The sequence below is a fragment of the Allobosea spartocytisi genome (genome assembly GCF_014764685.1).
GTDB lineage: Bacteria > Pseudomonadota > Alphaproteobacteria > Rhizobiales > Beijerinckiaceae > Allobosea > Allobosea spartocytisi.
The window spans coordinates 36189-59868 of the sequence record NZ_JACXWY010000023.1 but is presented as its reverse complement, the minus strand read 5'-3'; the positions used below and the strand labels follow the sequence as shown (position 1 = coordinate 59868).

Here is a 23680-nt window from a genome sequence, read left to right as displayed (position 1 = left end):
AGGCACGAGGCGGGGGGAGGGAGCGCATGTCTCGCATGCGATTGATTTGAAAGCTTGAAGGATACTCCAAAATGATCTCGAAAATGTCATTGAAGGTTGTCGTCGCGGCCGCCACGCTGCTGTCTTCCGCCGTGCCGTCCTTCGCCCAGACCCAGGCCGACCAGCTCAAGCTCGCCTATCAGGCGGCGCGCAATCAGCTCGGCCTTCTCGGCTATTGCGTCGACAAGGGCTACACCGATGGCGGTGCGGTCGAGGTCCAGAAGAAGCTGGTCGCGCTGATCCCGGCCCCGGCCGATCTCAGCGGCGGTGATGCCGCCGAGGCTGCCGGCCGCAAGGGCAAGATCTCCGCCATGGGGATGGAGCAGGACATCGAGGCCATCGCCAAGGCGCAGAACGGCACTTCGGCCGTCTATTGTAAGCAGATCGGCGATCTCGTGAAGCAGATGGGCGCCAAGCTGCCGCAGTAAGGGGCGGATCGGGCACCGATTCCGTCAGGAACGACCCCGCGCGAGCCGCTCGCGCGGGTATTTGCCGGCTCCATCGGCTTTTCTATGCCTTGCCGGCTTGCATTGCGGCGCTATCCCTTGTATGGCGCACGCCATCCCACATGGAGCGCATCGCCTCTGTCCTAAGAGGCGTTCCGGTGACGCGGCAGCCTATGCCTGTTCATTCGCGCTCCAGAGGCTCAACCGGAAGGATAACGAATACCATGGCTCTGCCTGATTTCTCGATGCGCCAGCTCCTTGAGGCCGGCGCCCATTTCGGCCACCAGGCCCACCGCTGGAACCCCAAGATGTCCCCGTACATCTTCGGCGTCCGCAACAACATCCACATCCTCGACCTGTCGCAGTCGGTGCCGATGCTGCATCGCGCCCTGCAGGCCGTGTCGGACACCGTCGCCAAGGGCGGTCGCGTCCTCTTCGTCGGCACCAAGCGCCAGGCGCAGGATGCCATCGCCGATGCCGCCAAGCGTTCGGCCCAGTATTATGTCAACTCCCGCTGGCTCGGCGGCATGCTGACCAACTGGAAGACCATCTCGGCCTCGATCCAGCGCCTGCGCAAGGTCGACGAGCTGCTCAACGGCGGCGGCTCCGGCCTGACCAAGAAGGAGCGTCTGATGCTGTCGCGTGAGCGCGACAAGCTCGAGAAGGCGCTCGGCGGCATCAAGGACATGGGCGGCACGCCGGACATGATCTTCGTGATCGATACCAACAAGGAAGCGCTCGCGATCAAGGAGGCCCAGCGCCTCGGCATCCCGGTCGCCGCCATCGTCGATTCGAACTCGGATCCGGACGGCATCACCTTCCCGGTCCCGGCCAATGACGACGCCGGCCGCGCCATCCAGTTCTATTGCGACCTGATCGCTCGTTCGGCGATCGACGGCATCGGCCGCGCCTCGGGTGACCACGGCGTCGATCTCGGCGCGTCGGAAGCTCCGATCGTCGAGGAGGCCCTGGAGCCGGTTGCGGCCGAAGGCCAGGTCTTCGAGGTGCTGACCACGCCGCGCGGCGCTCCGGACGATCTCACCAAGCTCTCCGGCATGGGCCCCGACGCGGTCCAGAAGCTGAACGACGGCGGCATCTACCACTTCTGGCAGATCGCGGCGATGTCGCCGGCCGACGTGACCAAGATCGACCACGACCTCAAGCTCGGCGGCAAGATCGAGCGCGAGGGCTGGGTCGCCCAGGCGCGCGAGCTCGCCGACGCCTGATCGGCCGAATGAATGATGGCGGCGCGTCATTCGCGCGTCGCAATCAGGCTTCTGATGTGATGCCAAACAGCGCCGACGGCCGGAAACGGAGCGTCGGCGTTTCCCCATCGATGGCGTCGCAACGAGAGATCCGCGGCCGGCCTACCGGGCCCGCGCCGCACGACAGCTAAGGATTTGAGACAATGGCAGCGATCACCGCCGCACTCGTGAAGGAACTCCGCGACAAGACTGGCGCGGGCATGATGGATTGCAAGGCCGCGCTCTCCGCCAATGACGGCAACCTCGAGGCCGCCATCGACTGGCTGCGCGCCAAGGGCCTCTCCAAGGCCGCCAAGAAGGCCGGCCGCGTCGCCGCCGAGGGCCTTGTCGCCGTCGCCGTGCAGGGCCATGAGGGTGTCGTGGTCGAGGTCAACTCCGAGACCGACTTCGTCGCCCGCAACCCCGAATTCCAGGCGCTCGCCAAGAGCATCGCCGATGTCGCGCTGGAGCGTGGCGGCGACGCCGAGGCGCTGCTCGGCCATCACTATCCGGGTGGCGGCACGGTGCAGGAAGCCATCGCCAACGCCATCGCCACCATCGGCGAGAACATGACGCTGCGCCGGGTCGCCGCGCTCAAGGTCTCCTCGGGCCTGATCGGCTCCTATGTCCACGGCGCGATCGCCGAGGGCCTCGGCAAGATCGGCGTCATCGTCGCGCTGGAGACGACCTCCAAGAGCGATGAGCTCGTCGCGCTCGGCCGCCAGCTCGCCATGCACGTCGCCGCGACCAACCCGGTCGCGCTCGACCTCGCCTCGGTCGCTCCCGACGTGCTGGAGCGCGAGAAGGCGATCCTGGCCGAGAAGAATGCCGGCAAGCCCGCCCATGTGCTCGAGAAGATCACCGAGAGCGGCCTGAAGAGCTACGCCAAGGAATACTGCCTGCTCGAGCAGGCCTATATCCATGACGGCTCGAAGTCGGTCGCGCAGGTGCTCAAGGAGCTCGAAGGCAAGCTCGGCGCTCCGGTGAAGCTCACCGGCTTCGTCCGCTACGCGCTCGGCGAGGGCATCGAGAAGGAAGAGCAGGACTTCGCTGCCGAAGTCGCTGCCGCCGGCGGCACCACGGGCTGACAAGCCTGTTCAGGAATGACAGAAAGGCCGCGCATCGCGCGGCCTTTTTTGTAGGAAGAAGGGCCGCGCCGATTCCCGGCGGCGGCCCGAATGGACGGAGAGATCATCGATGCGACCCAAACGCGTTCTCGTGAAGCTCTCCGGCGAAGCCCTTGCGGGAGCGCAGGGCTATGGCCTCGACGGCGGCACGCTGGTGGCGCTGGCGGCCGACATCGCCCATGCCTCGCGCGAAGGCGTCGAGGTCGGCATCGTCGTCGGCGGCGGCAACTTCTTCCGCGGCGTGCAGGGGCTCAACAAGGGGCTGGACCGCACCACCGCCGATTCGATCGGCATGCTCGGCACGGTGATGAATGCGCTCGCGCTGGAGCACGCCATCGAGGCGGCCGGTGCGCCGGCCCGCGCCATGTCGGCGGTGCCGATGCCCTCGCTCTGCGAGAGCTATGCCCGCAAGCGCGCGCTCGACCATCTCAGCAACGGCAAGGTCGTCATCCTCGGCGGCGGCACCGGCAATCCCTATTTCACCACCGACACCGGCGCGGCCCTGCGCGCGGCGGAGCTCGATTGCAGCCACCTGCTCAAGGCGACGCAGGTCGACGGCGTCTACAGCGCCGATCCGAAGAAGGATCCGACCGCGACCCGCTACGACACCCTGACCCATGAGGACGCGATCCGGCGCGATCTCAAGGTGATGGACACCGCCGCCTTCGCGCTCGCCCGCGATGCCGGCCTCACCATCGTCGTCTTCTCCATCGCCGAGTCGGGCGCGCTCGCGGCCGTGCTTCGGGGCGAGGGGCGGGCGACCTATGTGACGCCCTGAGCGGGGCGCACCTTCACTGGCCCCGCTTGAAGAGCTCAAGCCCTCATCCTTCGAGCACTTCTCGGGATGAGGGCTGCGGAAGAGCGGACGAATTCTCAGTAAGTACGCCAGAGGCCGGGCGTCACCAGCTCGAGCATGTGCCCGTCCGGATCGCGGAAATAGAGGCTCTTGCCGCCGCCGCCCCACTGCATGCGCCCCTCGACGGCGATGCCGAGCTGTTCCAGCTTCTCTTCCCAGGCGGCCAGCTCCGCCTCCTCGACGGCGAAGGCGATGTGCAGCGGCCCGCTGCCGTCATGCGGCGGGATACTGCCGTTGTCGGAGCGCTGCGTCTGCAGCGACGCCCCGCGCTGGAACAGCAGCAGCACGCTCTGCCCTCCGACATCATAGGCGAACAGCGTCGCGGTCTTGAGCAGCGGCGCGAGGCCGAGCTTCGTCTCGTAGAAGTCGCGGGCGCGTTCGAGATCATCGACATAGAGCGCGGTCTCGATGATGCGGTTCAGGCGGGGCACTCTGTTTCTCCCAAGGTTTCTGCAAGCCGGAACTGGCTCGCCGCAAGGCGAGGCGGTAGGGTGCAGATGGGTTTCCGCGAGCGGTCCGCCAACGGCCTGTCCCGCCGCCCGGCTATGATTTGCCTGCACCGACAGCTTTATCCTTGCCCCTCGGCGGGGAAAATGCTGTTCCGGCAGGTAGTTCTTGACCCTGCGCGGCCGTCCCGCCATGGTCGCGCCGATTTTTGATGTTCCGTAAGGTCTTGATTGAAATGGCCCAGACGACGTTCGACCTCGATGACATAAAGCGCCGCATGGCGGGTGCCGTGCAGTCCTTCAAGAGTGATCTGGCTTCGCTGCGTAGTGGTCGCGCTTCTTCGAACATGCTCGATCCGATCCAGGTCGAGGCCTACGGCGCGCGCACGCCGCTCAGCCAGCTCGCGACGGTGAGCGTGCCGGAGCCGCGCCTGCTTTCCGTCCAGGTCTGGGACCGTTCGATGGTCCAGGCCGTCGACAAGGCGATCCGCGAATCCGATCTTGGCCTCAACCCCCAGACCGAGGGTCAGGTGCTGCGCATCCGCATCCCCGAGCTGAACGAGCAGCGCCGCAAGGAGATGGTCAAGGTCGCGCATAAATATGCCGAGGATTCCAAGGTTTCGGTCCGCCATGTCCGCCGCGACGGCATCGATGTGATCAAGAAGCTGGAGAAGGACGGTCACATCACCAAGGATGACGTGACCCGCCACACCGACCAGGTCCAGAAGGCGACCGACCAGCATATCGCCGAGATTGATCAGGCGCTGGCGGCGAAGGAAAAGGAAATCCTGCACGTCTGATCCGCAGCCCTTCGGGGCTGCGCGCATCGGTTTCTGCCAAGGCCCAACGAGGCTCAATCGCATGTCATCTGGCCAGCGCGACGCAGGCGTTTCCAACCCGGCCCATGTCGCCATCATCATGGATGGAAACGGCCGCTGGGCGCAGATGCGCGGCCTGCCGCGCCAGGAAGGGCACCGGCGTGGCCTCGAGGCCCTGCGCCGCACGGTGCGCAACGCCAGCGATCTCGGCATCGCGGTGCTGACGCTCTACAGCTTCTCGACCGAGAACTGGCGGCGGCCCCATGCCGAGGTCAGCTTCCTGATGGGGTTGCTCAAGCACTTCGTCGAGAAGGATCTGGCCGAGCTCTCCGCCGCCAATGTGCAGGTGCGCATCATCGGCAGCCGGTTGGATCTGGCGCCGGATTTGCGCCGCCTGGTCGAGCATGCCGAGACGCGCACGCGCGGCAATACCGGGCTCATCCTGGCGATCGCCTTCAATTACGGCTCGCGCGACGAGATCGTCCGCGCAGCGCGCCAACTCGCGGCCGATGCCGCGGCCGGGCGGATCGATCCGGCCGCCATCGACGACGCGGCGCTCACCGCCCGGCTCGATACCCATGACCTGCCCGATCCCGAACTGGTGATCCGCACCTCGGGTGAGACGCGCATCTCCAATTTCCTGCTCTGGCAGGCGGCCTATGCCGAATTCGTCTTCACGCCGGTGATGTGGCCGGATTTCGACCGCGCCGCCTTCGAGGACGCGCTGGCACAATACCGGCAGCGCGAGCGCCGCTTCGGCGGCGTCGCGGCGCCGCCAGACCGCAGCGTGGACGTCGCGTGAATGAACCTGCTCCCGCCTCGCCCGGATCGGGCTCGGGCGAACTGAAGCGGCGCGTCGTCTCGGCGCTCGTCCTCGCAGCCGTCGTCCTGGCCCTGACGCTGTGGGGCGGCTGGCCGTTCCGGCTGGTCTGGGTGCTGGTCGCCGGTATCGTCGCCTATGAATGGTTCTCGATCGTCAGCCGGGGCAACGCGGTCGCGGCCGGAGCCGGCGTCGTCGTGGCCGGGCTCGCCCTGTCCTTCCTGCCGATCGCTCCCGCCGCCCTCGCGGGCGCGACGGCCGCCGCCGCTCTCATCGGCGCGCTGGCGGCGCCTTTCGTGCGGGCGCGCCTGGCGCTCGAATTATGCGGCGTCGCCTATGCGCTCGCCTTCGCCCTGATCACGCCGGCCCTGCGCGATTGGCCCGTGGTCGGGCTCGCGCTCATCCTGTGGAGCTTTGCCGTCGTCTGGCTGACCGACATCGCCGCCTATTTCACCGGCCGCAGCCTCGGCGGCCCGAAACTGATGCCGCGTGTCAGCCCCAAGAAGACCTGGTCCGGTGCCATCGGCGGCACCCTGGCGGGAACGGTCGCGGGCACGCTGATCTGGAGCCTCGCGACCCTCGGCGCGCCGGGCGCGAATGGCTGGGTGATCGCCGCCTCGCTCGCCGCCTCGGTCGCGAGCCAGGCCGGAGACCTGTTCGAATCCGCACTCAAGCGCCGTTTCGACACCAAGGATTCCAGCCATCTCATTCCGGGCCATGGCGGCTTCCTCGACAGGCTCGACGGCTACTGGGCCGTGCTGGTCCTGGCCGGGCTCGCGCTCTTCGCGTTCCAGATCGACATTTGATCCGATGCCGCTTCGCACCATCACGCTCCTGGGCGCCACTGGCTCCGTTGGCCGTTCCGTCCGCGATGTCGTCGCCGAGAATCCGCAGCGCCTGGCCATCGGAACGGTCGTCGGCGGCCGCGATGCCGAGGCGCTGGCCCGTGTCGCGGTCGAGACGGGAGCACGTTTCGCGGCGCTTGCCGACGCGACCGCCGGCGACGCGCTGAAGCGCGCACTCGCCGGAAGCGGCATCGAAAGCGGGGCAGGGCGTTCGGCCGTGCTCGAGGCTGTCGCCCGCCCGGCCGATATCGTCGTCAGCGCGATCTCCGGGGCGGCGGGCCTGGAGGCGACCTTCGCCGCCCTCCTGCCGGGCCGGACGATCGCCCTCGCCAACAAGGAAAGCCTCGTCTGCGCCGGCGAGGCGGTGATGGCGCGCGCCGCCGCCGCCGGAGCCCGGATGCTCCCGCTCGACTCCGAGCACAACGCCCTGTTCCAGGTGCTCGGGCACGAGCCGCTGGATTCGATCCGGAGCATGACGCTCACCGCCTCGGGCGGCCCGTTCCGCACCTGGAGTGCGGAGGCGATCGCGAATGCAGGCCCCGAGCAGGCGCTGCGGCATCCGAACTATGCCATGGGCGCCAAGATCACGGTCGATTCCGCCAGCCTGATGAACAAGGGGCTGGAGGTGATCGAGGCCCGCTTCCTCTTCGGCCTGGAGCCGGCGCAGCTCGATGTCCTCGTGCATCCCCAGCAGGTCGTCCACGGCCTCGTGACGTTCCGGGACGGTTCGGTGAGCGCCGGCATGGCGGTGCCCGACATGCGGGTCGCGGCCGCTCATTGCCTGGGGATCGATGGCCGGCTCGACGCGCCGCCGGCTCGCTTCCTCGATCTCGCCTCCGGCGAGCCGCTGACCTTCGAACGGCCTGATTTGCAGCGCTTCCCGGCGCTGGGCCTTGCGCTGGCGGCCCTGGCCGAAGGCGGGGCCAAGCCTGCCATTCTCAATGCCGTAAACGAGATGGCGGTCGCGGCCTTTCTCGCCGGCCGGATCCGGTTCCCGGGGATCGCCGCGCTCGTCGAGGCGGTCTGCGCGCAGGATTTCGGCGCCGCGCGCGCGCCGCAGGACGTCGCCGAGGCGCTGGCTGTTGACCATGACGCACGCCAGCGGGCTGCCTTGCTCTTGTCGCGAGCGCCATTCGCTGCCACCTAGGGGAACGTAGCAGGAGAGTTCGATGGAAATCTTGGGGTCGATCGGCAGCGCGGGCCATTTCGTGCTCGGCTATCTCGTGCCTTTCCTTTTCGTTCTCACCCTGGTGGTCTTCGTCCACGAACTCGGGCATTTCCTGGTGGGCCGCTGGTGCGGCGTCGATGTGAAGACCTTCTCCATCGGCTTCGGGCGCGAGATCTTCGGGTTCAACGACCGGCACGGCACGCGCTGGCGCTTCGCGCTGATTCCGCTCGGCGGCTACGTCAAGTTCTCGGGTGACGCGGATGCCTCCAGTGCGCCGGACGATGAGGCCGTGAGCCGGATGACCGCGCAGGAGCGCGCCCGCTCCTTCCCGGCGCAGTCGATCGGAGAGCGGGCCGCCATCGTCGCAGCCGGACCGATCGCCAATTTCGTGCTGGCAATCCTGATCTTCGCCGGCTCGGCCTTCATCTTCGGCAAGCAGGTGCTGACGCCGCGAGTCGACGAGATCGTGGCCGGCAGCGCGGCCGAGCGCGCGGGCCTGCGGCCGGGCGATCTCGTGATCGCCATCGACGGGCAGCGGATCGTCAGCTTCTCCGATATGCAGCGTATCGTCTCGACACGGCCCGACGAGCGCCTGTCGGTCACCGTCGAGCGCGGAGCGGATACGGTCACTTTGCCGGTGACGCCGGCGCTGCTCGAGATGGATTCCCCGCTCGGCAAGCAGCGCATCGGCGTGATCGGCGTCAAGGCTTCGCCCCGGCCGGAAGACTGGACGACGCAGCATTTCGGCCTGGTCGATTCCGTCAAGCAGGGCGTCTCCGAAAGCTGGTTCATCGTCGCGCAGACTTATGACTACGTCGCCAAGCTGGTGCAGGGGCGCGCCTCGACCGACCAGCTCTCGGGTCCGATTCGGATCGCGCAGGTGTCCGGAGCGGTCGCCCAGAATGGCGGCCTGTTCGGGCTCATCAACCTCGCGGCCATCCTCTCGGTCTCGATCGGGTTGATGAATCTGCTGCCCGTGCCGATGCTCGATGGCGGGCATCTGCTCTTCTATCTCTATGAGGCGGTTCGCGGGCGCCCCTTGAGCCCGCGCGCGCAGGAGATCGGCTTCCGGTTCGGATTGGCGCTCGTTCTGATGCTGATGCTGTTCGTGACCTGGAACGACCTCGTCCACGTCAAGGGCCTGCTCTGACGGTTACCGCCTCGCTGCGTGGCCGCTTTGCGGCGGAATCACGGCAGCGCGCGTGGCGTCCTGGCAACGAGCCATCTAAAAATACTTTATTAACGACGATGGCGGTTTGCACCCCGCGGGAAACTTTGTAGAAGCGATTGCACTGCAAATCTTGCCCTGCCGCCATCTCCCGGATGGCGGACCCCTGTTGGGGTGGTGACCAGAGAAATGGAATAGGCGACCCGATGACGTCGACCCAAAAGAGCCGGACGACCAAGACGCGGCTCTCTCGATCGATCGGACTTTCGGCCTTGATCTTGGCCGTGAGTGGTGGCGTTGCGTTCGCTCAGGCCGTGGTTGTCCACGGCAACCGGCGAGTCGATGCCGAGACGATCCGCTCCTACGCGGTCGGCCGCGACAACCCGCAGGAGATTCGCGAGAGCCTGCTGGCGACGGGGCTGTTCTCCAACGTTCAGGTCAGCCGCCGCGGCGCGCAGACCGTGATCTCCGTCCAGGAGCAGAACGGCACCGTCAACCGCGTCGCCTTCGAGGGCAATCGCCGCCTCAAGAGCGACCAGCTCACGCCGCTGGTGCAGTCCAAGGCCGGCGGCCCGCTGAGCCAGGCCCTGATCGATTCCGACGTCGAGCGCCTGCGCGAGGCCTATCGCCGCGCCGGCTACGGCCTGTCCTCGGTCAGCGGCCGCATCGCGCCGCTGCCGAATGGCCGGCAGGACGTGGTCTTCACCATCAACGAGAGCGGCAAGACCGGCATCAAGTCGATCAACTTCTCGGGCAACAACGTCTATTCGGCGGGTCGCCTGCGCGGCTTGATGACGTCGACCGAATCGAACTTCCTGAGCTGGATCAAGACGTCCGACGTCTACGATCCGGATCGCATCAATTCCGATCTCGAGCTGATCCGCCGTTTCTATCTGAAGAACGGCTATGCCGACTTCCAGATCGTCAACAACACCGCGCGCTTCGACGAGTCTGCCGGCGGCTGGGTCGTCGATGTCCAGGTCGAGGAAGGCCCGCAGTACAAGGTCGGCAACGTCTCCGTCGATTCCTCGGTGCCGGGCGTCGATGCGGCGCGCCTGCAGCGCTATCTGGCGACCTCGACGGGTGACACCTACAATGCCGAGGCGGTCGAGAAGTCGCTCGTCGCGCTGACCACCGAGGTCAACCGCGAGGGGCACGCCTTCGCGCAGGTTCGTCCGCGTGGCGATCGCGACGCCTCCGGCCACCTGATCGGCATCACCTATGTCGTCGATGAGGGCCCGCGGGTCTATGTCGAGCGCATCAATGTGCGCGGCAACACCCGCACCCGCGACTACGTCATCCGTCGCGAACTCGATCTCGGCGAAGGCGACGCCTACAACAAGGTCATGATCGACCGCGCCGAGCGGCGCCTGAACAATCTCGGCTTCTTCAACAAGGTCCGCGTCACGAACGAGCCGGGCTCGGCTCCGGACCGCGTCGTCGTCAACATCGACGTCGAGGACAAGGCGACGGGCTCCTTCTCGATCGCCGGCGGCTACTCGACCTCGGACGGCATGATCGGCGAGGTCTCGCTCTCGGAGTCGAACTTCCTCGGTCGCGGCCAGTTCGTCCGCATCGCCGGCACACTCGGCCAGCGTACCCAGGGCATCGACTTCTCGTTCACCGAGCCGTATTTCCTCGGCTACCGCGTTGCGGCCGGCTTCGACCTGTTCTCGAAGTACAACGACAACTACAATGTCGGCCGCTTCCAGAGCCGTGTGACCGGCGGTCAGGTGCGTTTCACCTTCCCGATCACGGAAGAATTCTCGATCACGCCGCGCTATTCGCTCTACGTGACGAACATCAAGATCCCGAACGACGTCAGCCGGCCGTATAACGACTGTACCAACCCGATCCCGGGCATTACTCCCGGTACGGCTGGCGCTGTCGCTTCGGACCAGCTCTACAACTGCGTCACCAACGGCGAGGCCTCGGTCGCGGTCAAGGAAGCGCAGGGCGACACCCTGACCTCGCTCGTCGGCCTGAACTTCAACTACAACTCGCTCGACAGCGTTCAGAACCCGCGCAACGGCTTCATCGCCGAGCTGAAGCCGGAATTCGCCGGTGTGGGCGGCGACTCGAAGTTCCTTCGCGTCGCGGCGGATGCGCGCTACTACCGCGAGATCTTCGACGACGTCGTCGGCTTCGTCCGGCTTCAGGGTGGCCACGTCCAGGCGACCAGCGGCAATCTCCGCATGGCCGATCACTACTTCCTCGGACCGACACTGGTCCGCGGTTTCGCGCCCTCGGGCATCGGTCCGCGCGACGTGCTGAACGATCCGACGGCCAACGCTCTCGGCGGCACGACCTATTTCGGTGGCACGCTCGAAGTGCAGTTCCCGATCTGGGGCCTGCCGCGCGACATCGGCCTGCGCGGCGCGATCTTCGCCGACGCCGGTACGCTGTTCAATTATGACGGCGGCACCAAGACGGCGCTCGGTGGCTGCCCCGCCGGCTCCGAGGCGCGAGCCTTCAACGTCGTCACCGGTGGTGCGCAGTCGAGCATCGCCTGCGTGCGCGACAAGAACGTGCTCCGCTCGTCGATCGGCGCCTCGATCCTCTGGCAGTCGCCGCTGGGACCGATCCGCTTCGACTACGCCTATGCGCTCAGCAAGGATGACGGCCAGTACGGCCTCGGCCCGCTCGGCTTCGCCAAGTATGGCGGCGACCGCCTCCAGGCCTTCCGCTTCTCGGGCGGCACGCGCTTCTGACGGGGCGGGGCTTCGGCCCCGCTTCGGATCAATCCGATGGCAGATCCCGTTTTCTTTCCGTTCGCGACCTCGCTCGACTTCGGCGAGGTCGCAAGCATTTGCGGCGCCTCCTTGCCGGAGGGCGTCGAGGCGGGCCGCCGCGTCGAAGGCGCCGCGGCGCTCGAGACGGCCGGCCCGGCCGATCTCGCCTATATGGACAACCCGAAATATGTCGAGGCGCTGGCGGCCACCAAGGCCGGGCTGTGCCTCGTCTCGGCCCGCTTCGCCGATCGGGTGCCGGCCGGCACCGTCGCCCTGATTTCCCCGACGCCTTATCACGCCTTCGCGCGCATCCTCGCACGCTTCTTCCCGACGGCATTGCGGCCTGAATCGGTCTTCGCCTCGCAAGGCGTGGCCCCCGGCGCCATCGTCCATGCCACGGCGGTGCTCGAGGCGGGCGTCACGGTCGATCCGGGCGCCGTGATCGGGCCGGGCGCCGAGATCGGCGCGGGAACGGTCGTGGCTTCGCATGCCGTCATCGGCCCGCAGGTCCGGATCGGCCGCAATTGCTCGATCGGCGCCGGCAGCACGATCCAGGCGGCGCTCCTCGGCAACCGCGTCATCGTTCATCCCGGTGTCCGCATCGGCCAGGACGGCTTCGGCTTCGCCATGAGCCCGAAGGGCCACATGAAGGTGCCGCAGATCGGCCGCGTCATCATCCAGGACGATGTCGAGATCGGCGCCAACACCACGATCGACCGTGGCGCCAGCCGCGACACGGTGATCGGCGAGGGCACCAAGATCGATAATCTCGTCCAGATCGGCCATAATTGCGTCATCGGGCGCCATTGCGTGATCTGTGCCCAATCGGGCCTGGCCGGGTCCTCGACGCTGGAGGATTTCGCGGTCCTTGGCGGCCAGGTCGGCCTCGCCGGTCACCTGACCATCGGCGCCGGCGCCCAGATTGCCGCACAGAGCGGCGTTGCCGGCGATGTTCCGCGCGGCGCTCGTTACGGCGGCTACCCCGCCCAGCCGGCGCTGAGCTGGGCCCGCGAAAGCGCCTGGCTCAAGGCGGCCGTGGCGCGACGCGGCCGCAAGGCGGGCGATAACCAGGAATGAGTGGCTGGAAACCTGCATCTCCGGCGTGCTGGCGGGAGATTTCTGTTGCCGAAGGCGTCAGGTTTCCGGCAAAGGGGCATGAATTTCCGAAAACCTGCACGGCGTGAAAAGCCCGCATCAGCAGGACGATAGATCAAACGGCGCGAGCGCTTCGGCGGCGCGCCGCAGTTGTGGAGAACAAGGGCGATGAGCGAGCCGAAGACGACGCTGGATGTGATCGACATCCAGAAGATCATGACCAGCATCCCGCATCGCTATCCGTTCCTGCTGGTCGACCGCGTCGTCGAGATCAACGGCGACGATTCCGGCGTCGGCATCAAGAACGTCACCGCCAATGAGCCCCAGTTCACCGGCCATTTTCCCGGACGGCCGGTCTTCCCGGGCGTGCTGATGATCGAAGGCATGGCGCAGACGGCCGGCGTTCTGGTCGTGAATGCCCGCCCCGACGGCGAGCAGCACGTCAACACGGTGCTCTTCACCACCATCGACAAGGCGAAGTTCCGCAAGCCGGTCATCCCGGGCGATCAGATTCGCTTCCACCTCACCAAGATCGCACGCAAGCGCAACATCTGGTTCTATCGCGGCGAGGCCAAGGTCGACGGCGCGCTCGTCGCCGAGGCCGAGATCTCGGCCATGGTGTCCTGAACCCATTGTCGTGCCACTAAGGTCGGGCAGCTTTCGATGAGCGTTACCATCCACCCCATGTCGATCGTCGACCCCAAGGCACAGCTTGGGGACGGGGTTAGCATCGGCCCCTTCTGCATGGTCGGCCCGGACGTCGTGCTCGGCGAGGGTGTCGAGCTGGTCAGCCATGTCGTCGTCGCCGGCCGGACCACGATCGGCCCGCGCACGCGCATCTACCCCTTCGCATCGATCGGCCACCCGCCGCAGGATGTGAAGTATCGCGGCGAGCCATCGACGCTGACCATCGGCGCGGATTGTCAGATCCGCGAAGGCGTCACGATGAACCCCGGCACCGAGGGCGGCGGCATGGTCACCTCCGTCGGCGACCGCTGCTTCTTCCTGGCCAATTCCCATGTCGGTCATGATTGCCGGCTCGGCAACAACATCATCTTCTCGAACAATGTCATGTGCGCGGGGCACGTGACCATCGGCAACTTCGTCGTCGTCGGTGGCGGCGCGGGCTTGCAGCAGTTCATCCGCGTTGGCGACCATGCTTTCATCGGCGGCGGCGCCGGGGTGCTGAGCGATGTCATTCCCTTCGGCACCATCCGCGACAACCCCGCGCATCTGGCAGGCCTGAACCTGATCGGCCTGAAGCGCCGCGGCTTCACACGGGAGCAGATCCATGAGCTGCGCCGCGCCTATCGTCTGCTGTTTGCGGATGAAGGCACGCTCGCGGAGCGCGTCGAGGATGTCGCAAGCGAATTCGCCGCGCACCCGCTGATCCACGAGATTCTCGATTTCATCAGGGAGGGCGGCGACAAGGCGCTGTGCGTGCCGCGCGACGTCACCGCCGCGGACAGGTGAGCGCCGCGGGAACCGCACGCGGCCCTCTCGTCCTGATCGCCGGTGCAGGCGAGTACCCGCTTCGGCTGGCGCGAATCCTTTCCGATCAGGGCGAGGCTCCCTTTATTGCGGCGCTGGAGGGCGCGGCCGATCCGGCTGCTTTCGGCGATGCCGATGTGCGGAGCTACCGTCTTGGCCAGCTCGGCAGCTTGCTGGGCGAATTGCGCCGACGCGGCGTCAGCGACATCGTCATGCTCGGGAGCCTGCCGCGCCCCAGCTTTGGGTCGCTGCGGCCCGAAGCCTCGACCTTGCAATATCTGCCCTATTTCGCCCGCGCCTTCCGCGGTGGTGACGACCACCTTCTGCGCGGCGTCGTACGTTTCTTCGAGGAGCAGGGCTTCCGCGTCCACGGTCCTGCGGAGATCGCACCGGAGCTGACGGCGCCGCGGGGGCCGCTCGGCCGCAAGCCGGCCACGGCAAAGCAGCAGGCTCTGCTCGAACACGGATTCTCGTTGCTGGCGGCGCTGTCGCCATTCGATATCGGCCAGGCGGCAATCCTCGCCGACCATCGCATCATCGCGGTCGAGGCCGCCGAAGGGACCGACGCGATGATCAAGCGCGTGGCGGATCTCGTCGCGCGGGGACGTCTCAAGATCGGCAAGGGCGACGGTGTTCTCGTGAAGGCTCCGAAGAAGGGGCAGGATCTTCGCGTCGACATGCCGGCCATCGGCCCGGATACCCTGCGCAACATTGCCGAAGCGGGCCTGTCGGGCATCGGTCTCAGGGCGGGCGAGGTGCTGGTCGGTGACCGTGCGGCGCTTGGGCGGCAGGCCGATCAGCTCGGCCTGTTCATCGAGGGCAGCGCCTGATGCGGCCCTTCAAGCTCGCCATCATCGCGGGCGAGGCCTCCGGCGACGCGCTCGCCCTGCGTTTTCTTGCGGCGCTTCGAGGGCGGTTGGGGGATCGCCCCGTCGAATTGCGCGGGGTCGGCGATCACGGCCTGCCGCAAGCGGGGCTGCAGCCGTTCTTTCCGCAGGCCGATATCGCGGTGATGGGCTTTGGCCCGGTGATCGCGCGCCTGCCGCTGCTGCTGCGGCGGATGGAGGATGCCGCGCGCGGAATCGCCGATTTTCAGCCGGATCTGCTGCTGACCATCGACAGTCCTGATTTCTGCTTGCGGGTGGCGAAGAAAGTTCGCGCGCGCGCTCCTCATATCCCGATTGCGCACTGGGTTTGCCCCAGCGTCTGGGCTTGGCGCTCCGGCCGGGCGCGCCGCATGGCGCCGCATGTCGACCGCATCCTGGCGCTGCTGCCTTTCGAGCCGGCGGCTCTCGCGCGGCTGCACGGCCCTGAAACGATCTATGTCGGCCATCCCTTGATGGAGCGTCTCGCCGAATTTCGGCCGGGCCCGGTCGAGCAGGCCGTGCGGGATGATGCATTGCGGCCGCAGGTGCTGGTCCTGCCCGGCAGCCGGCGCTCCGAAATCCATCATTTGATGCCGGTTTTTGGCGAGGCGGTTGCCCGGATCGCGGCGTCTGTTCCCGGCGCGCGCTTTATCCTGCCGGCCGTCGCCCGGCTCCAGCCCATGATTGCGGAGGCGGCGGCGCGCTGGCCGGTCGCGCCGGAGATCGTCACCGGCGAGGCGGGCAAGCTCGCAGCGTTCCGCAATGCTCGCGCGGCCCTGGCCGCTTCCGGTACGGTCACGCTCGAACTGGCCCTGTCCGGCGTCCCGACTGTTGCGGCCTATCGCGGGGCAGGTTGGGAGGCCGTACTGGCCCGACGGCTCGTCAAACTGCCAAGCGTGATCCTGCCCAACCTGATCCTCGGGCGGAATGTCGTCCCGGAGTTCATTCAGGACGATGCGACGGCGGAGGCCTTGAGCCGGCATATGCTGGCGGCGCTCATCGAGGGACCCGACCGGCAAGTGCAGCTCGACGGTTTCGCCGAGGTCGAGAACATCATGCGCTCGGCCGGCCCGAGCCCAGCCGCCAACGCCGTCGAAGCGGCGCTGGCACTCGTCGCCTCGCGGCCGCGCCGCGAAGCTTGAGCCTGTAAGCCGGCTTACTCGACGACCGCGCCGGACGCCTTGGCGATCGGCCCCCATTTGGCGAGCTCGGTCTTGACGTGCTCGCCAAGCTGCTCCGGCGTCGAGCCGACGATATCGGCGCTGACATCGTTGAGCCGCTTCTTCACGGTCTCGTCCTTGAGCGCCTGGTTCGCGGCCTGATTGATCCTCTCGACGATGGGGCGCGGCAGGTTCGCCGGCCCGAAGAGAGCGTTCCAGGTATAGGTCTCATAGCCGGTGAGGCCGCCCTCGGCGATGGTCGGAACATCCGGGAAGGAGGCGACCCGTTCCCGGGTGGTGACGCCGATCGCCCGCAATTGCCCGTTCCGGATGAATCCGGCGGAGGAGGGCAGGTTGTCGAACATGATCGGCACCGCGCCGGCGACGACGTCGTTCAGCGCCGGGCCGGCGCCGCGATAGGGCACATGGTTCATCTGGACGTTGCCGATCGACTTGAATAATTCGCCGGAGAGATGCAGCGGCGTGCCGACGCCGGAGGAGGCGTATGAATACTTGCCCGGATTGTCCTTCAGCACCTGCAGCACCTCCTTGACCGTCTTGGCCGGGAAGCTCGGGTTCACCACCATCACATTAGGGACGATCGCCAGGAGCGAGATCGGGGTGAAGTCCTTCACGGCGTCGAAGGTGACGGTCTTCAGGATCGCCGGGTTGAGGGCGTGCGTCGAGATCGTGCCGAGCAGCAGCGTATAGCCATCGGGCGCCGCGCGGGCGACGGCGGTGGAGCCAACATTGCCGCCGGCTCCGCTGCGGTTCTCGATCACGACGTTCTGGCCGAGCAGTTCGCTCATCTTCTGCCCGACCAGCCGGGCGACGATGTCGGTCGAGCCGCCTGCGGCGAAGGGCACGATCAGCGTGATCGGGCGGGTCGGATACTTGTCCTGCGCGCTGGCCGAGGTTGCCGCGAGTCCGGCGGCGCCGGCGCCGACCAGGAACGAGCGGCGGTCGATAAAGCTATGGCTGGTCATGAAGCGTCTCCCGAAAAGAGAGACGACTGTAGCGGCCTCGTCCTGAGCGTCATCGCCGCCGGCGATATCAATTATCCGAAACAATAAGGGCGCGGCCATCTGGCCGCGCCCTGTCGTTCTTACGCTGGCATTGCTCTCAGCGGCGGCCGATCGGCGTGTAGTCGCGCTTCGGCGAGCCGGTGTAGAGCTGGCGCGGACGGCCGATCTTCTGGGACGGATCCTCGATCATCTCCTTCCACTGCGCGATCCAGCCGACCGTGCGGGCGACGGCGAAGAGCACGGTGAACATCGAGGTCGGGAAGCCCATCGCCTTCAGCGTGATGCCCGAATAGAAGTCGATGTTCGGATAGAGCTTCTTCTCGATGAAGTACTCGTCCGAGAGCGCGATGCGCTCCAGCTCGATCGCGACGTCGAGCAGCGGATCGTCCTTGATGCCGAGCTCGTTCAGCACCTCATGCGTGGTCTTCTGCATGATCTTGGCGCGCGGATCGTAGTTCTTATAGACCCGGTGGCCGAAGCCCATCAGGCGGAACGGATCGTTCTTGTCCTTCGCCTTGGCGATGAATTTCGGGATGTTGTCGACCGTCCCGATCTCCTCCAGCATCTTCAGCGCCGCCTCGTTGGCGCCGCCATGGGCCGGGCCCCAGAGGCAGGCCGTGCCGGCCGCGATGCAGGCGAAGGGGTTGGCGCCCGACGAGCCCGCCAGACGCACCGTCGAGGTCGAGGCGTTCTGCTCGTGGTCGGCGTGCAGGATGAAGATGCGGTCGAGCGCGCGCGACAGCACCGGATTGACCTTGTACTCCTCGGCCGGGACGGCGAAGCACATGCGCAGGAAGTTCGAGGTGTAGTCCAGCGAGTTCAGCGGATACACGAAGGGCTGGCCGACCGTGTACTTATAGGCCATCGCCGCGAGCGTCGGCACCTTCGCGATCATCCGCATCGAGGCGATCATGCGCTGCTGCGGGTCCGAAATATCGGTCGAGTCGTGATAGAAGGCCGACATCGCGCCGATCGAGCCGACCATGACGGCCATCGGGTGCGCGTCGCGGCGGAAGCCCTGGAAAAAGCGGGCCATCTGCTCGTGCACCATGGTGTGGCGCGTGATGCGATAGTCGAAATCGGCCTTCTGCGCGGCCGTCGGCAGCTCCCCGTAGAGCAGCAGATAGCAGGTCTCGAGGAAGTCGCCATGCTCGGCGAGCTGCTCGATCGGATAGCCGCGATAGAGCAGCACGCCCGCATCGCCGTCGATATAGGTGATCTGCGACTCGCAGCTCGCCGTGGAGGTGAAGCCGGGGTCATAGGTGAACATGCCCGTCTGGGCGTAGAGCTTGGCGATGTCGATGACGGCGGGGCCGACCGACCCCTCCTTGATCGCCATGTCGACGGTCTTGTCGCCGACCTTCAGCTGGCTGGTGTTTCCGCTCATCGATACCGATCCTTTCAAGGCTCGCTGCTGTTCGGCCGTGTTTTGCGCGCCCCGTCCGCGGTTCTCCGCGGAAGGTCCTTCATCCGAATAGCCTGACGTGACGAGAGCATGTCAACGGAAGGGGCAAAGGCAATCCATGCGACTGATTTACAAGCAATTTTCGTGCCCTGTGCCGTTGTGCGGCGCAATGCACTTGCGCGTCACTAGACCATTTGCCCCATGCATTCAACCGAGCCGAAAGGCGGTTTGTGCCGCCTCCCAAGCATAGCGATCCGGCTGTCGCGCCAGGCACGCGCAGGCGCCGCCTCAACCCTGGTCGGCCAGCCGCGCCAGCGTCTCCTCGCGGCCCAGAACCGCCATGACGTCGAACAATCCCGGCGACATCGCCCGGCCCGTCAGGGCGGCCCGCAGCGGCTGAGCGGCCTGGCCGAGCTTGAGCCCGTTCTCCTCGGCAAAGGCGCGCACGGCGGCTTCCAGCGACGCCGCCGCCCAGTCGCCGACGGCGGCGAGCTTCCCGGCGATCGCGGGCAGGCGGCCGCGCGCGGCCTCGTCGAGCAGGCTCTTGGCCTTGTCGTCGAGCTGCAGCGGGCGCTGCGCATAGAGATAGAAGGCGCTGTCGAGCAGTTCGATCAGGGTCTTGGCGCGCTCCTTCAGCCCCGGCATGGCGGCCAGGAACTTCGCCTCCAGCTCGGGCGAGAGCGTGGGGCCGAGCTCCCGTGCCGGACCGATCTCGGGCAGGATGACCTTGAGGGCCTCGAGCAGATCACGATCGCTCGACTGGCGCATATAGAGCCCGTTGAGGTTCTCCAGCTTGGCGTAGTCGAAGCGAGCCGGCGAGCGGCCGATCGAGGAGAGGTTGAAGGCGTCGATCATCTCCTGCGTCGAGAAGATCTCCTGATCGCCATGGCTCCAGCCCAGCCGCACGAGATAGTTGCGCAGCGCCGCCGGCAGATAACCCATCGAGCGATAGGCATCGATGCCGAGCGCGCCGTGGCGCTTGGACAGCTTGGCTCCGTCAGGCCCGTGGATCAGAGGGATATGCGACATGCTCGGCACGTCCCAGCCCAGCGCATCGTAGATCTGGGTCTGGCGAGCTGCGTTGGTCAGGTGGTCGTCGCCGCGGATGATGTGGGTGACGCCCATGTCGTGATCGTCGACGACGACCGCGAGCATATAGGTCGGCGTCCCGTCCGAGCGCAGCAGCACGAGGTCGTCGAGATTCTCGTTCTGCCAGACGACGCGGCCCTGCACCTCGTCATTCACCACCGTCTCGCCGGTCTGCGGCGCCTTGAGCCGGATCACCGGCTTCACGCCTTCCGGGGCGGTCGCCGGATCGCGGTCACGCCAGCGCCCGTCATAGCGCAGCGGCTTGCCTTCGGCGCGCGCCTTCTCGCGCATCTCCTCGAGCTCGGCCTGGCTGGCGTAGCAATAATAGGCCTTGCCGGCGGCGAGCATCTGCTCGGCCACCTCGCGGTGCCGTGCCGCGCGCTGGAACTGGTAGACCGTCTGTCCGTCCCAATCGAGGCCGAGCCATTCCAGCCCGTCGAGGATCGCGGCGATGGCGGCGTCGGTCGAGCGTTCGCGGTCGGTGTCCTCGATTCGCAGCAGCATCTTGCCGCCGTGCCGGCGGGCATAGAGCCAGTTGAACAGCGCGGTGCGGGCGCCGCCGATATGCAGGAATCCGGTGGGGGACGGCGCAAAGCGCGTGACGACGGCGTTGCTCATGGAAGGCAGCTCCGACCGGGCGATGAAACCGCCCGGGGCAAGACTTGAGGATGTGGCGCCGGCCTTCACGCCAAAGCGTGCATGACAACCAGCGCGCGCCCTGTAACATGGCTTCGCCGGGCGGTTAAGCGTTCAATGCGCAACCGACAGGCAGGGGCTGGGAAGGGGGATGGCGCGGCAACCTGCATCGCCGGAGCGCCGGAGCGCGCTGAGGGCCGTCGCCGGCATCCTGCCGGCGCGCCTGCCGCCAGTCGCGCTGGGAAGCCTGCCGCTGGCCGAGCGCCTCCAGGCGCTGCGGGACTGGCTTGGCGCGTCGTTGGCGCAGGAGGCCGAGCGCCGCCGCCCGTTCCTGTGGCTGCCCGTGGCGATGGGCTTCGGCATCCTGCTCTATTTCGCCGCCGATCGGGAACCCGCACTCTGGGCGCCGCTCGCGGGCTTCGTCCTGTCCGGCGGCCTCGCTGTCGCACTGCGTCTGCGACCCGCCGCTGCCGCAGTCTGCATCGCCTTCGCCGCGGCCTTCGCCGGCTTCGCAGCAGGCGTCTGGCGCACGGCCGATATCGCCGCGCCGATGCTGGAGCGGCCGCGCATCGGCAAGATCACCGGCTTCGTCGAGAGCGTCGAGGCGCGCGATGCCGGCGCCCGCCTCGTCCTGGTGGTGACGGACATCGCCGGCGTGCCGCCCGAGAGCCGGCCGAAGCGCGTGCGCGTCAACATTCGCAGCGGCACGGTCGCGCCCGGCGACCATATCGCCGGCACCGCGCGGCTCCTGCCGCCACCGGGGCCGGCCCGCGCCGGAGGCTATGATTTCGGGCGCGACGCCTTCTTCCGCGGCATCGGCGCCGTCGGCAGCATCGCCGGCAAGATCGCACTCGTCCCGGCGCCGCATCCCCTGCCATGGCGCCTCGCGCTCGACGTGGAGATCGACAAGGCGCGCAACATCCTCACGCAGCGCATCGCCAGCGTCGGCGGCGGGCAGGGCGGGGCGGTCGCGGCCGCGCTCGTCACCGGCAAGCGCGGCCTCATCACCGAGGCGTCGAACAACGATCTGCGCGCCGCCGGTATCTATCATATCGTCTCGATCTCCGGCCTGCACATGGTGCTTGCAGCCGGGACGATCTTCTGGCTCGTGCGGGCTCTGCTGGCGCTGTCGCAGACGCTGGCGCTCGGCTGGCCGGTGAAGAAGATCGCGGCGATCGCGGCGATGATCGGCGCCACCGCCTATTGCATCTTCTCCGGCAGCGACGTCGCGACGGAACGTTCGCTCATCATGACGCTGGTCATGCTCGGCGCGATCCTCGTCGACCGGGCGGCGCTCAGCATGCGCAATCTCGCGCTCGCCGCGATCATCGTGCTGCTGCGCGAGCCCGAGGCCCTGCTCGGCCCGAGCTTCCAGATGTCCTTCGGTGCGGTCGCGGCGCTGGTCGCTTTCGCCGAGCGCTGGGAGAAGCGCGACCGGTCGAAGCCGCCGACGGCCTTGCCCTGGCCCTTGGGCACGCTCTGGACGGCCTCGCTCGGCATCGTGGTGACGACGCTCCTCGCCACGGCCGCGACGGCGCCCTTCGGCGCCTATCATTTCCAGACTTTCAATCCCTTCGGCCTGCTCGGCAATGCCATGGCGCTGCCCTTCGTCTCGCTCTTCGTGATGCCGGCGGCGGTGTTCGGCGTGCTGGCCTACCCCTTCGGTCTGGACTGGCCGGCCTGGGCGCTGATGGGGCTCGCTTCCGACATCGTGTTGAAAGTCGCGCATTGGGTCGCCACCATCGACCATTCGACCGTGACGGTGGTGGCATTCGGCCAGGCCGTGCTGCTCTCCTTTGCCGCTTCGCTGCTCTGGATCACGCTCTGGACCACGGGGCTGCGCTGGCTGGCGGCGCTGCCGCTCATCTTCGGCGTCGCCTTCGCCGCGAAGCCGGAGCGGCCCGAGATCCTGATCGAGCGTGACGGCTCCGGCATCGCCGTGCGCGGCAGCGACGGCCGCCTCGCCATCGCCGGCCGGCCGAGCCGCTTCGTCCTGCAGCAATGGCTCGCTTCCGATGGCGACAGCCGCGCGCCGGACGACGCGACCCTGCGTGCCGGCATCGCCTGCGACGCCAATGCCTGCATCGTCCGAACCGCCGACGGGCGCAGCATCTCCTATGCCCGGGATCGGATCGCCATCATCGAGGATTGCCGCCGCGCCGATCTCGTCGTCACCAACATTCCCTGGAGCGCGCCTTGCGAGGCCAGGCTCGTCGATCGGATGGCGCTGTCGCGGGACGGTGCAACCTCGCTCTACCGCGCCGCCTTCGGCTGGCGCAGCCATTCCTCGGAAAACGCCGTCGCAGACCGGCCCTGGAGCCGCCGCAAGCCTTCCGAAGCCGCAGCTCGGCCCAGCGCGCCGGCCCCCGCTGCGACACGGGCCTCTGCTGCTCCGGAGGTCGCGTCGGACGAGGCCGAGTTCGCTCAGTAGCGGCGCAGCAGGTTGACCAGCCGGCCCTGGATCTTGACGCGGTCGGGGCCCAGCACGCGTGTCTCATAGGCCGGATTGGCGGCTTCGAGCGCGATCGAGGAGCCACGCCGGCGCAGACGCTTCAGCGTCGCCTCCTCCTCGTCGATCAGCGCAACGATGATGTCGCCGGTGTTTGCCGTGTCCTGCTTGCGGATGATCACGGTGTCGCCGTCGAGGATGCCGGCCTCGACCATCGAATCGCCGCGCACCTCGAGCGCATAATGCTCGCCCGAACCGAGCATGTCGGGCGGCAGCGAAACCGTATGGCTGCGGCTCTGGATCGCCGAGATCGGCGTGCCGGCGGCGATGCGGCCCATGACGGGAATCGCGACCGGGGAACGGGCGTCGTCATCGGCCGGGGCAGGGCGCGGCTTGGCGAGGGAGGGCTGCGAGCCGAGGCCGCCCTGTACGACGGCCGGGTTGAAGCGTCGCGGCTGCGGGCCAGCGAGCCCGTCCGGCATCTTGATGACTTCGAGGGCCCGCGCCCGATTGGGCAGGCGGCGGATGAAACCGCGCTCTTCCAGCGCCATGATCAGCCGGTGGATGCCGGATTTCGAGCGCAGGTCGAGCGCATCCTTCATCTCGTCGAAGGAAGGGGGCACGCCGCTTTCGCGCAAGCGTTCCTGGATGAAGCGCAGGAGTTCGTGTTGCTTGCGTGTCAGCATGGTCCCCGCCGGTGCCCGCGATACAGATTCGAAACAAAGCCAGAACACTATAACTGTTCGCCTTGTGTT

General features: G+C 67.3%; 21 protein-coding genes. 16 read left to right on the top strand and 5 right to left on the bottom strand.

Going from position 1 to position 23680, the window contains the following annotated elements:
- Positions 1 to 83 precede the first annotated feature (83 nt).
- The 4 genes from IED13_RS24320 to pyrH all read left to right on the top strand — a co-directional run bounded on the left by IED13_RS24320 (position 84) and on the right by pyrH (position 3634).
- Complete coding sequence (locus IED13_RS24320) at positions 84 to 467, top strand: pore-forming ESAT-6 family protein (RefSeq protein WP_113253139.1); 384 nt, start codon at positions 84 to 86, stop codon at positions 465 to 467.
- Positions 468 to 709: 242 nt separating this feature from the next.
- Positions 710 to 1711 carry a 30S ribosomal protein S2 gene (locus IED13_RS24315; RefSeq protein ID WP_038367582.1) on the top strand — a complete coding sequence of 334 codons (1002 nt, stop codon included), beginning with the start codon at positions 710 to 712 and terminating at the stop codon, positions 1709 to 1711.
- A gap of 182 nt (positions 1712 to 1893) precedes the next feature.
- The gene (gene tsf, locus IED13_RS24310; protein WP_038367580.1) at positions 1894 to 2817 is read left to right on the top strand and encodes a translation elongation factor Ts; all 924 of its coding nucleotides are present in this window, start codon (positions 1894 to 1896) and stop codon (positions 2815 to 2817) included.
- 109 nt (positions 2818 to 2926) lie between these two features.
- Complete coding sequence (pyrH, locus tag IED13_RS24305) at positions 2927 to 3634, top strand: UMP kinase (RefSeq protein ID WP_038367577.1); 708 nt, start codon at positions 2927 to 2929, stop codon at positions 3632 to 3634.
- A 95-nt stretch (positions 3635 to 3729) separates the two neighbouring features.
- Here pyrH and IED13_RS28975 read toward each other — a convergent pair whose 3' ends face one another.
- Positions 3730 to 4143, bottom strand: a complete 414-nt coding sequence (locus IED13_RS28975) for a VOC family protein (protein ID WP_260368333.1) — start codon at positions 4141 to 4143, stop codon at positions 3730 to 3732.
- 251 nt (positions 4144 to 4394) lie between these two features.
- Here IED13_RS28975 and frr point away from each other — a divergent pair, with 251 nt between their 5' ends.
- The 11 genes from frr to lpxB all read left to right on the top strand — a co-directional run bounded on the left by frr (position 4395) and on the right by lpxB (position 16303).
- Entirely contained in the window at positions 4395 to 4958 is a 564-nt protein-coding gene (gene frr, locus IED13_RS24295) for a ribosome recycling factor (protein ID WP_038367572.1), read from the top strand.
- 61 nt (positions 4959 to 5019) lie between these two features.
- Positions 5020 to 5778, top strand: a complete 759-nt coding sequence (locus tag IED13_RS24290; protein ID WP_051988445.1) for an isoprenyl transferase — start codon at positions 5020 to 5022, stop codon at positions 5776 to 5778.
- Entirely contained in the window at positions 5775 to 6602 is an 828-nt protein-coding gene (locus tag IED13_RS24285; RefSeq protein WP_191125725.1) for a phosphatidate cytidylyltransferase, read from the top strand. The genes IED13_RS24290 and IED13_RS24285 overlap by 4 nt, the downstream gene beginning before the upstream one ends.
- Positions 6603 to 6606: 4 nt before the next feature.
- Entirely contained in the window at positions 6607 to 7788 is a 1182-nt protein-coding gene (dxr, locus tag IED13_RS24280; protein ID WP_112762137.1) for a 1-deoxy-D-xylulose-5-phosphate reductoisomerase, read from the top strand.
- Between the two features lie 22 nt (positions 7789 to 7810).
- The gene (rseP, locus tag IED13_RS24275) at positions 7811 to 8959 is read left to right on the top strand and encodes an RIP metalloprotease RseP (protein WP_191125724.1); all 1149 of its coding nucleotides are present in this window, start codon (positions 7811 to 7813) and stop codon (positions 8957 to 8959) included.
- 224 nt (positions 8960 to 9183) lie between these two features.
- Positions 9184 to 11688: an outer membrane protein assembly factor BamA gene (bamA, locus tag IED13_RS24270; protein WP_038367565.1), complete on the top strand. Its 2505-nt coding sequence runs from the start codon at positions 9184 to 9186 to the stop codon at positions 11686 to 11688.
- 36 nt (positions 11689 to 11724) lie between these two features.
- The gene (gene lpxD, locus IED13_RS24265; RefSeq protein ID WP_112762138.1) at positions 11725 to 12786 is read left to right on the top strand and encodes a UDP-3-O-(3-hydroxymyristoyl)glucosamine N-acyltransferase; all 1062 of its coding nucleotides are present in this window, start codon (positions 11725 to 11727) and stop codon (positions 12784 to 12786) included.
- A gap of 186 nt (positions 12787 to 12972) precedes the next feature.
- Positions 12973 to 13431 (top strand): 3-hydroxyacyl-ACP dehydratase FabZ, encoded by a 459-nt coding sequence (fabZ, locus tag IED13_RS24260; RefSeq protein WP_038367560.1) that lies wholly within the window; start codon positions 12973 to 12975, stop codon positions 13429 to 13431.
- A gap of 36 nt (positions 13432 to 13467) precedes the next feature.
- Complete coding sequence (gene lpxA / locus IED13_RS24255; RefSeq protein ID WP_038367559.1) at positions 13468 to 14277, top strand: acyl-ACP--UDP-N-acetylglucosamine O-acyltransferase; 810 nt, start codon at positions 13468 to 13470, stop codon at positions 14275 to 14277.
- Complete coding sequence (locus IED13_RS24250) at positions 14274 to 15125, top strand: LpxI family protein (protein WP_112762139.1); 852 nt, start codon at positions 14274 to 14276, stop codon at positions 15123 to 15125. The genes lpxA and IED13_RS24250 overlap by 4 nt, the downstream gene beginning before the upstream one ends.
- On the top strand, positions 15125 to 16303 hold the full coding sequence (lpxB, locus tag IED13_RS24245; RefSeq protein WP_191125723.1) for a lipid-A-disaccharide synthase: 1179 nt from the start codon (positions 15125 to 15127) through the stop codon (positions 16301 to 16303). Before IED13_RS24250 ends, lpxB begins: the two co-directional genes overlap by 1 nt.
- A 14-nt stretch (positions 16304 to 16317) precedes the next feature.
- Here lpxB and IED13_RS24240 read toward each other — a convergent pair whose 3' ends face one another.
- The 3 genes from IED13_RS24240 to gltX all read right to left on the bottom strand — a co-directional run bounded on the left by IED13_RS24240 (position 16318) and on the right by gltX (position 20458).
- Complete coding sequence (locus IED13_RS24240; protein WP_191125722.1) at positions 16318 to 17307, bottom strand: Bug family tripartite tricarboxylate transporter substrate binding protein; 990 nt, start codon at positions 17305 to 17307, stop codon at positions 16318 to 16320.
- A gap of 136 nt (positions 17308 to 17443) precedes the next feature.
- Positions 17444 to 18733, bottom strand: a complete 1290-nt coding sequence (gene gltA / locus IED13_RS24235) for a citrate synthase (RefSeq protein ID WP_038367551.1) — start codon at positions 18731 to 18733, stop codon at positions 17444 to 17446.
- A gap of 306 nt (positions 18734 to 19039) precedes the next feature.
- On the bottom strand, positions 19040 to 20458 hold the full coding sequence (gltX, locus tag IED13_RS24230; RefSeq protein ID WP_191125721.1) for a glutamate--tRNA ligase: 1419 nt from the start codon (positions 20456 to 20458) through the stop codon (positions 19040 to 19042).
- Positions 20459 to 20627: 169 nt separating this feature from the next.
- Between gltX and IED13_RS24225 the strand changes: the two genes are divergently transcribed.
- Complete coding sequence (locus IED13_RS24225) at positions 20628 to 22907, top strand: ComEC/Rec2 family competence protein (protein WP_191125720.1); 2280 nt, start codon at positions 20628 to 20630, stop codon at positions 22905 to 22907.
- On the opposite strand, the gene lexA is transcribed toward IED13_RS24225, so the two are convergent.
- The gene (gene lexA, locus IED13_RS24220) at positions 22901 to 23611 is read right to left on the bottom strand and encodes a transcriptional repressor LexA (protein WP_038367545.1); all 711 of its coding nucleotides are present in this window, start codon (positions 23609 to 23611) and stop codon (positions 22901 to 22903) included. The two genes, IED13_RS24225 and lexA, sit on opposite strands and share 7 nt — an antisense overlap.
- Positions 23612 to 23680 lie beyond the last annotated feature (69 nt).

What these genes read in the sequence shown, in the direction of transcription:
- IED13_RS24320 (WP_113253139.1), top strand. Translation starts at nt 84, where the DNA reads ATGTCATTGAAGGTTGTCGTCGCGGCCGCCACGCTGCTGTCTTCCGCC.
- IED13_RS24315 (WP_038367582.1), top strand. Translation starts at nt 710, where the DNA reads ATGGCTCTGCCTGATTTCTCGATGCGCCAGCTCCTTGAGGCCGGCGCC.
- tsf (WP_038367580.1), top strand. Translation starts at nt 1,894, where the DNA reads ATGGCAGCGATCACCGCCGCACTCGTGAAGGAACTCCGCGACAAGACT.
- pyrH (WP_038367577.1), top strand. Translation starts at nt 2,927, where the DNA reads ATGCGACCCAAACGCGTTCTCGTGAAGCTCTCCGGCGAAGCCCTTGCG.
- frr (WP_038367572.1), top strand. Translation starts at nt 4,395, where the DNA reads ATGGCCCAGACGACGTTCGACCTCGATGACATAAAGCGCCGCATGGCG.
- IED13_RS24290 (WP_051988445.1), top strand. Translation starts at nt 5,020, where the DNA reads ATGTCATCTGGCCAGCGCGACGCAGGCGTTTCCAACCCGGCCCATGTC.
- dxr (WP_112762137.1), top strand. Translation starts at nt 6,607, where the DNA reads ATGCCGCTTCGCACCATCACGCTCCTGGGCGCCACTGGCTCCGTTGGC.
- rseP (WP_191125724.1), top strand. Translation starts at nt 7,811, where the DNA reads ATGGAAATCTTGGGGTCGATCGGCAGCGCGGGCCATTTCGTGCTCGGC.
- bamA (WP_038367565.1), top strand. Translation starts at nt 9,184, where the DNA reads ATGACGTCGACCCAAAAGAGCCGGACGACCAAGACGCGGCTCTCTCGA.
- lpxD (WP_112762138.1), top strand. Translation starts at nt 11,725, where the DNA reads ATGGCAGATCCCGTTTTCTTTCCGTTCGCGACCTCGCTCGACTTCGGC.
- fabZ (WP_038367560.1), top strand. Translation starts at nt 12,973, where the DNA reads ATGAGCGAGCCGAAGACGACGCTGGATGTGATCGACATCCAGAAGATC.
- lpxA (WP_038367559.1), top strand. Translation starts at nt 13,468, where the DNA reads ATGAGCGTTACCATCCACCCCATGTCGATCGTCGACCCCAAGGCACAG.
- lpxB (WP_191125723.1), top strand. Translation starts at nt 15,125, where the DNA reads ATGCGGCCCTTCAAGCTCGCCATCATCGCGGGCGAGGCCTCCGGCGAC.
- IED13_RS24240 (WP_191125722.1), bottom strand. Translation starts at nt 17,307, where the DNA reads ATGACCAGCCATAGCTTTATCGACCGCCGCTCGTTCCTGGTCGGCGCC.
- gltA (WP_038367551.1), bottom strand. Translation starts at nt 18,733, where the DNA reads ATGAGCGGAAACACCAGCCAGCTGAAGGTCGGCGACAAGACCGTCGAC.
- gltX (WP_191125721.1), bottom strand. Translation starts at nt 20,458, where the DNA reads ATGAGCAACGCCGTCGTCACGCGCTTTGCGCCGTCCCCCACCGGATTC.
- IED13_RS24225 (WP_191125720.1), top strand. Translation starts at nt 20,628, where the DNA reads ATGGCGCGGCAACCTGCATCGCCGGAGCGCCGGAGCGCGCTGAGGGCC.
- lexA (WP_038367545.1), bottom strand. Translation starts at nt 23,611, where the DNA reads ATGCTGACACGCAAGCAACACGAACTCCTGCGCTTCATCCAGGAACGC.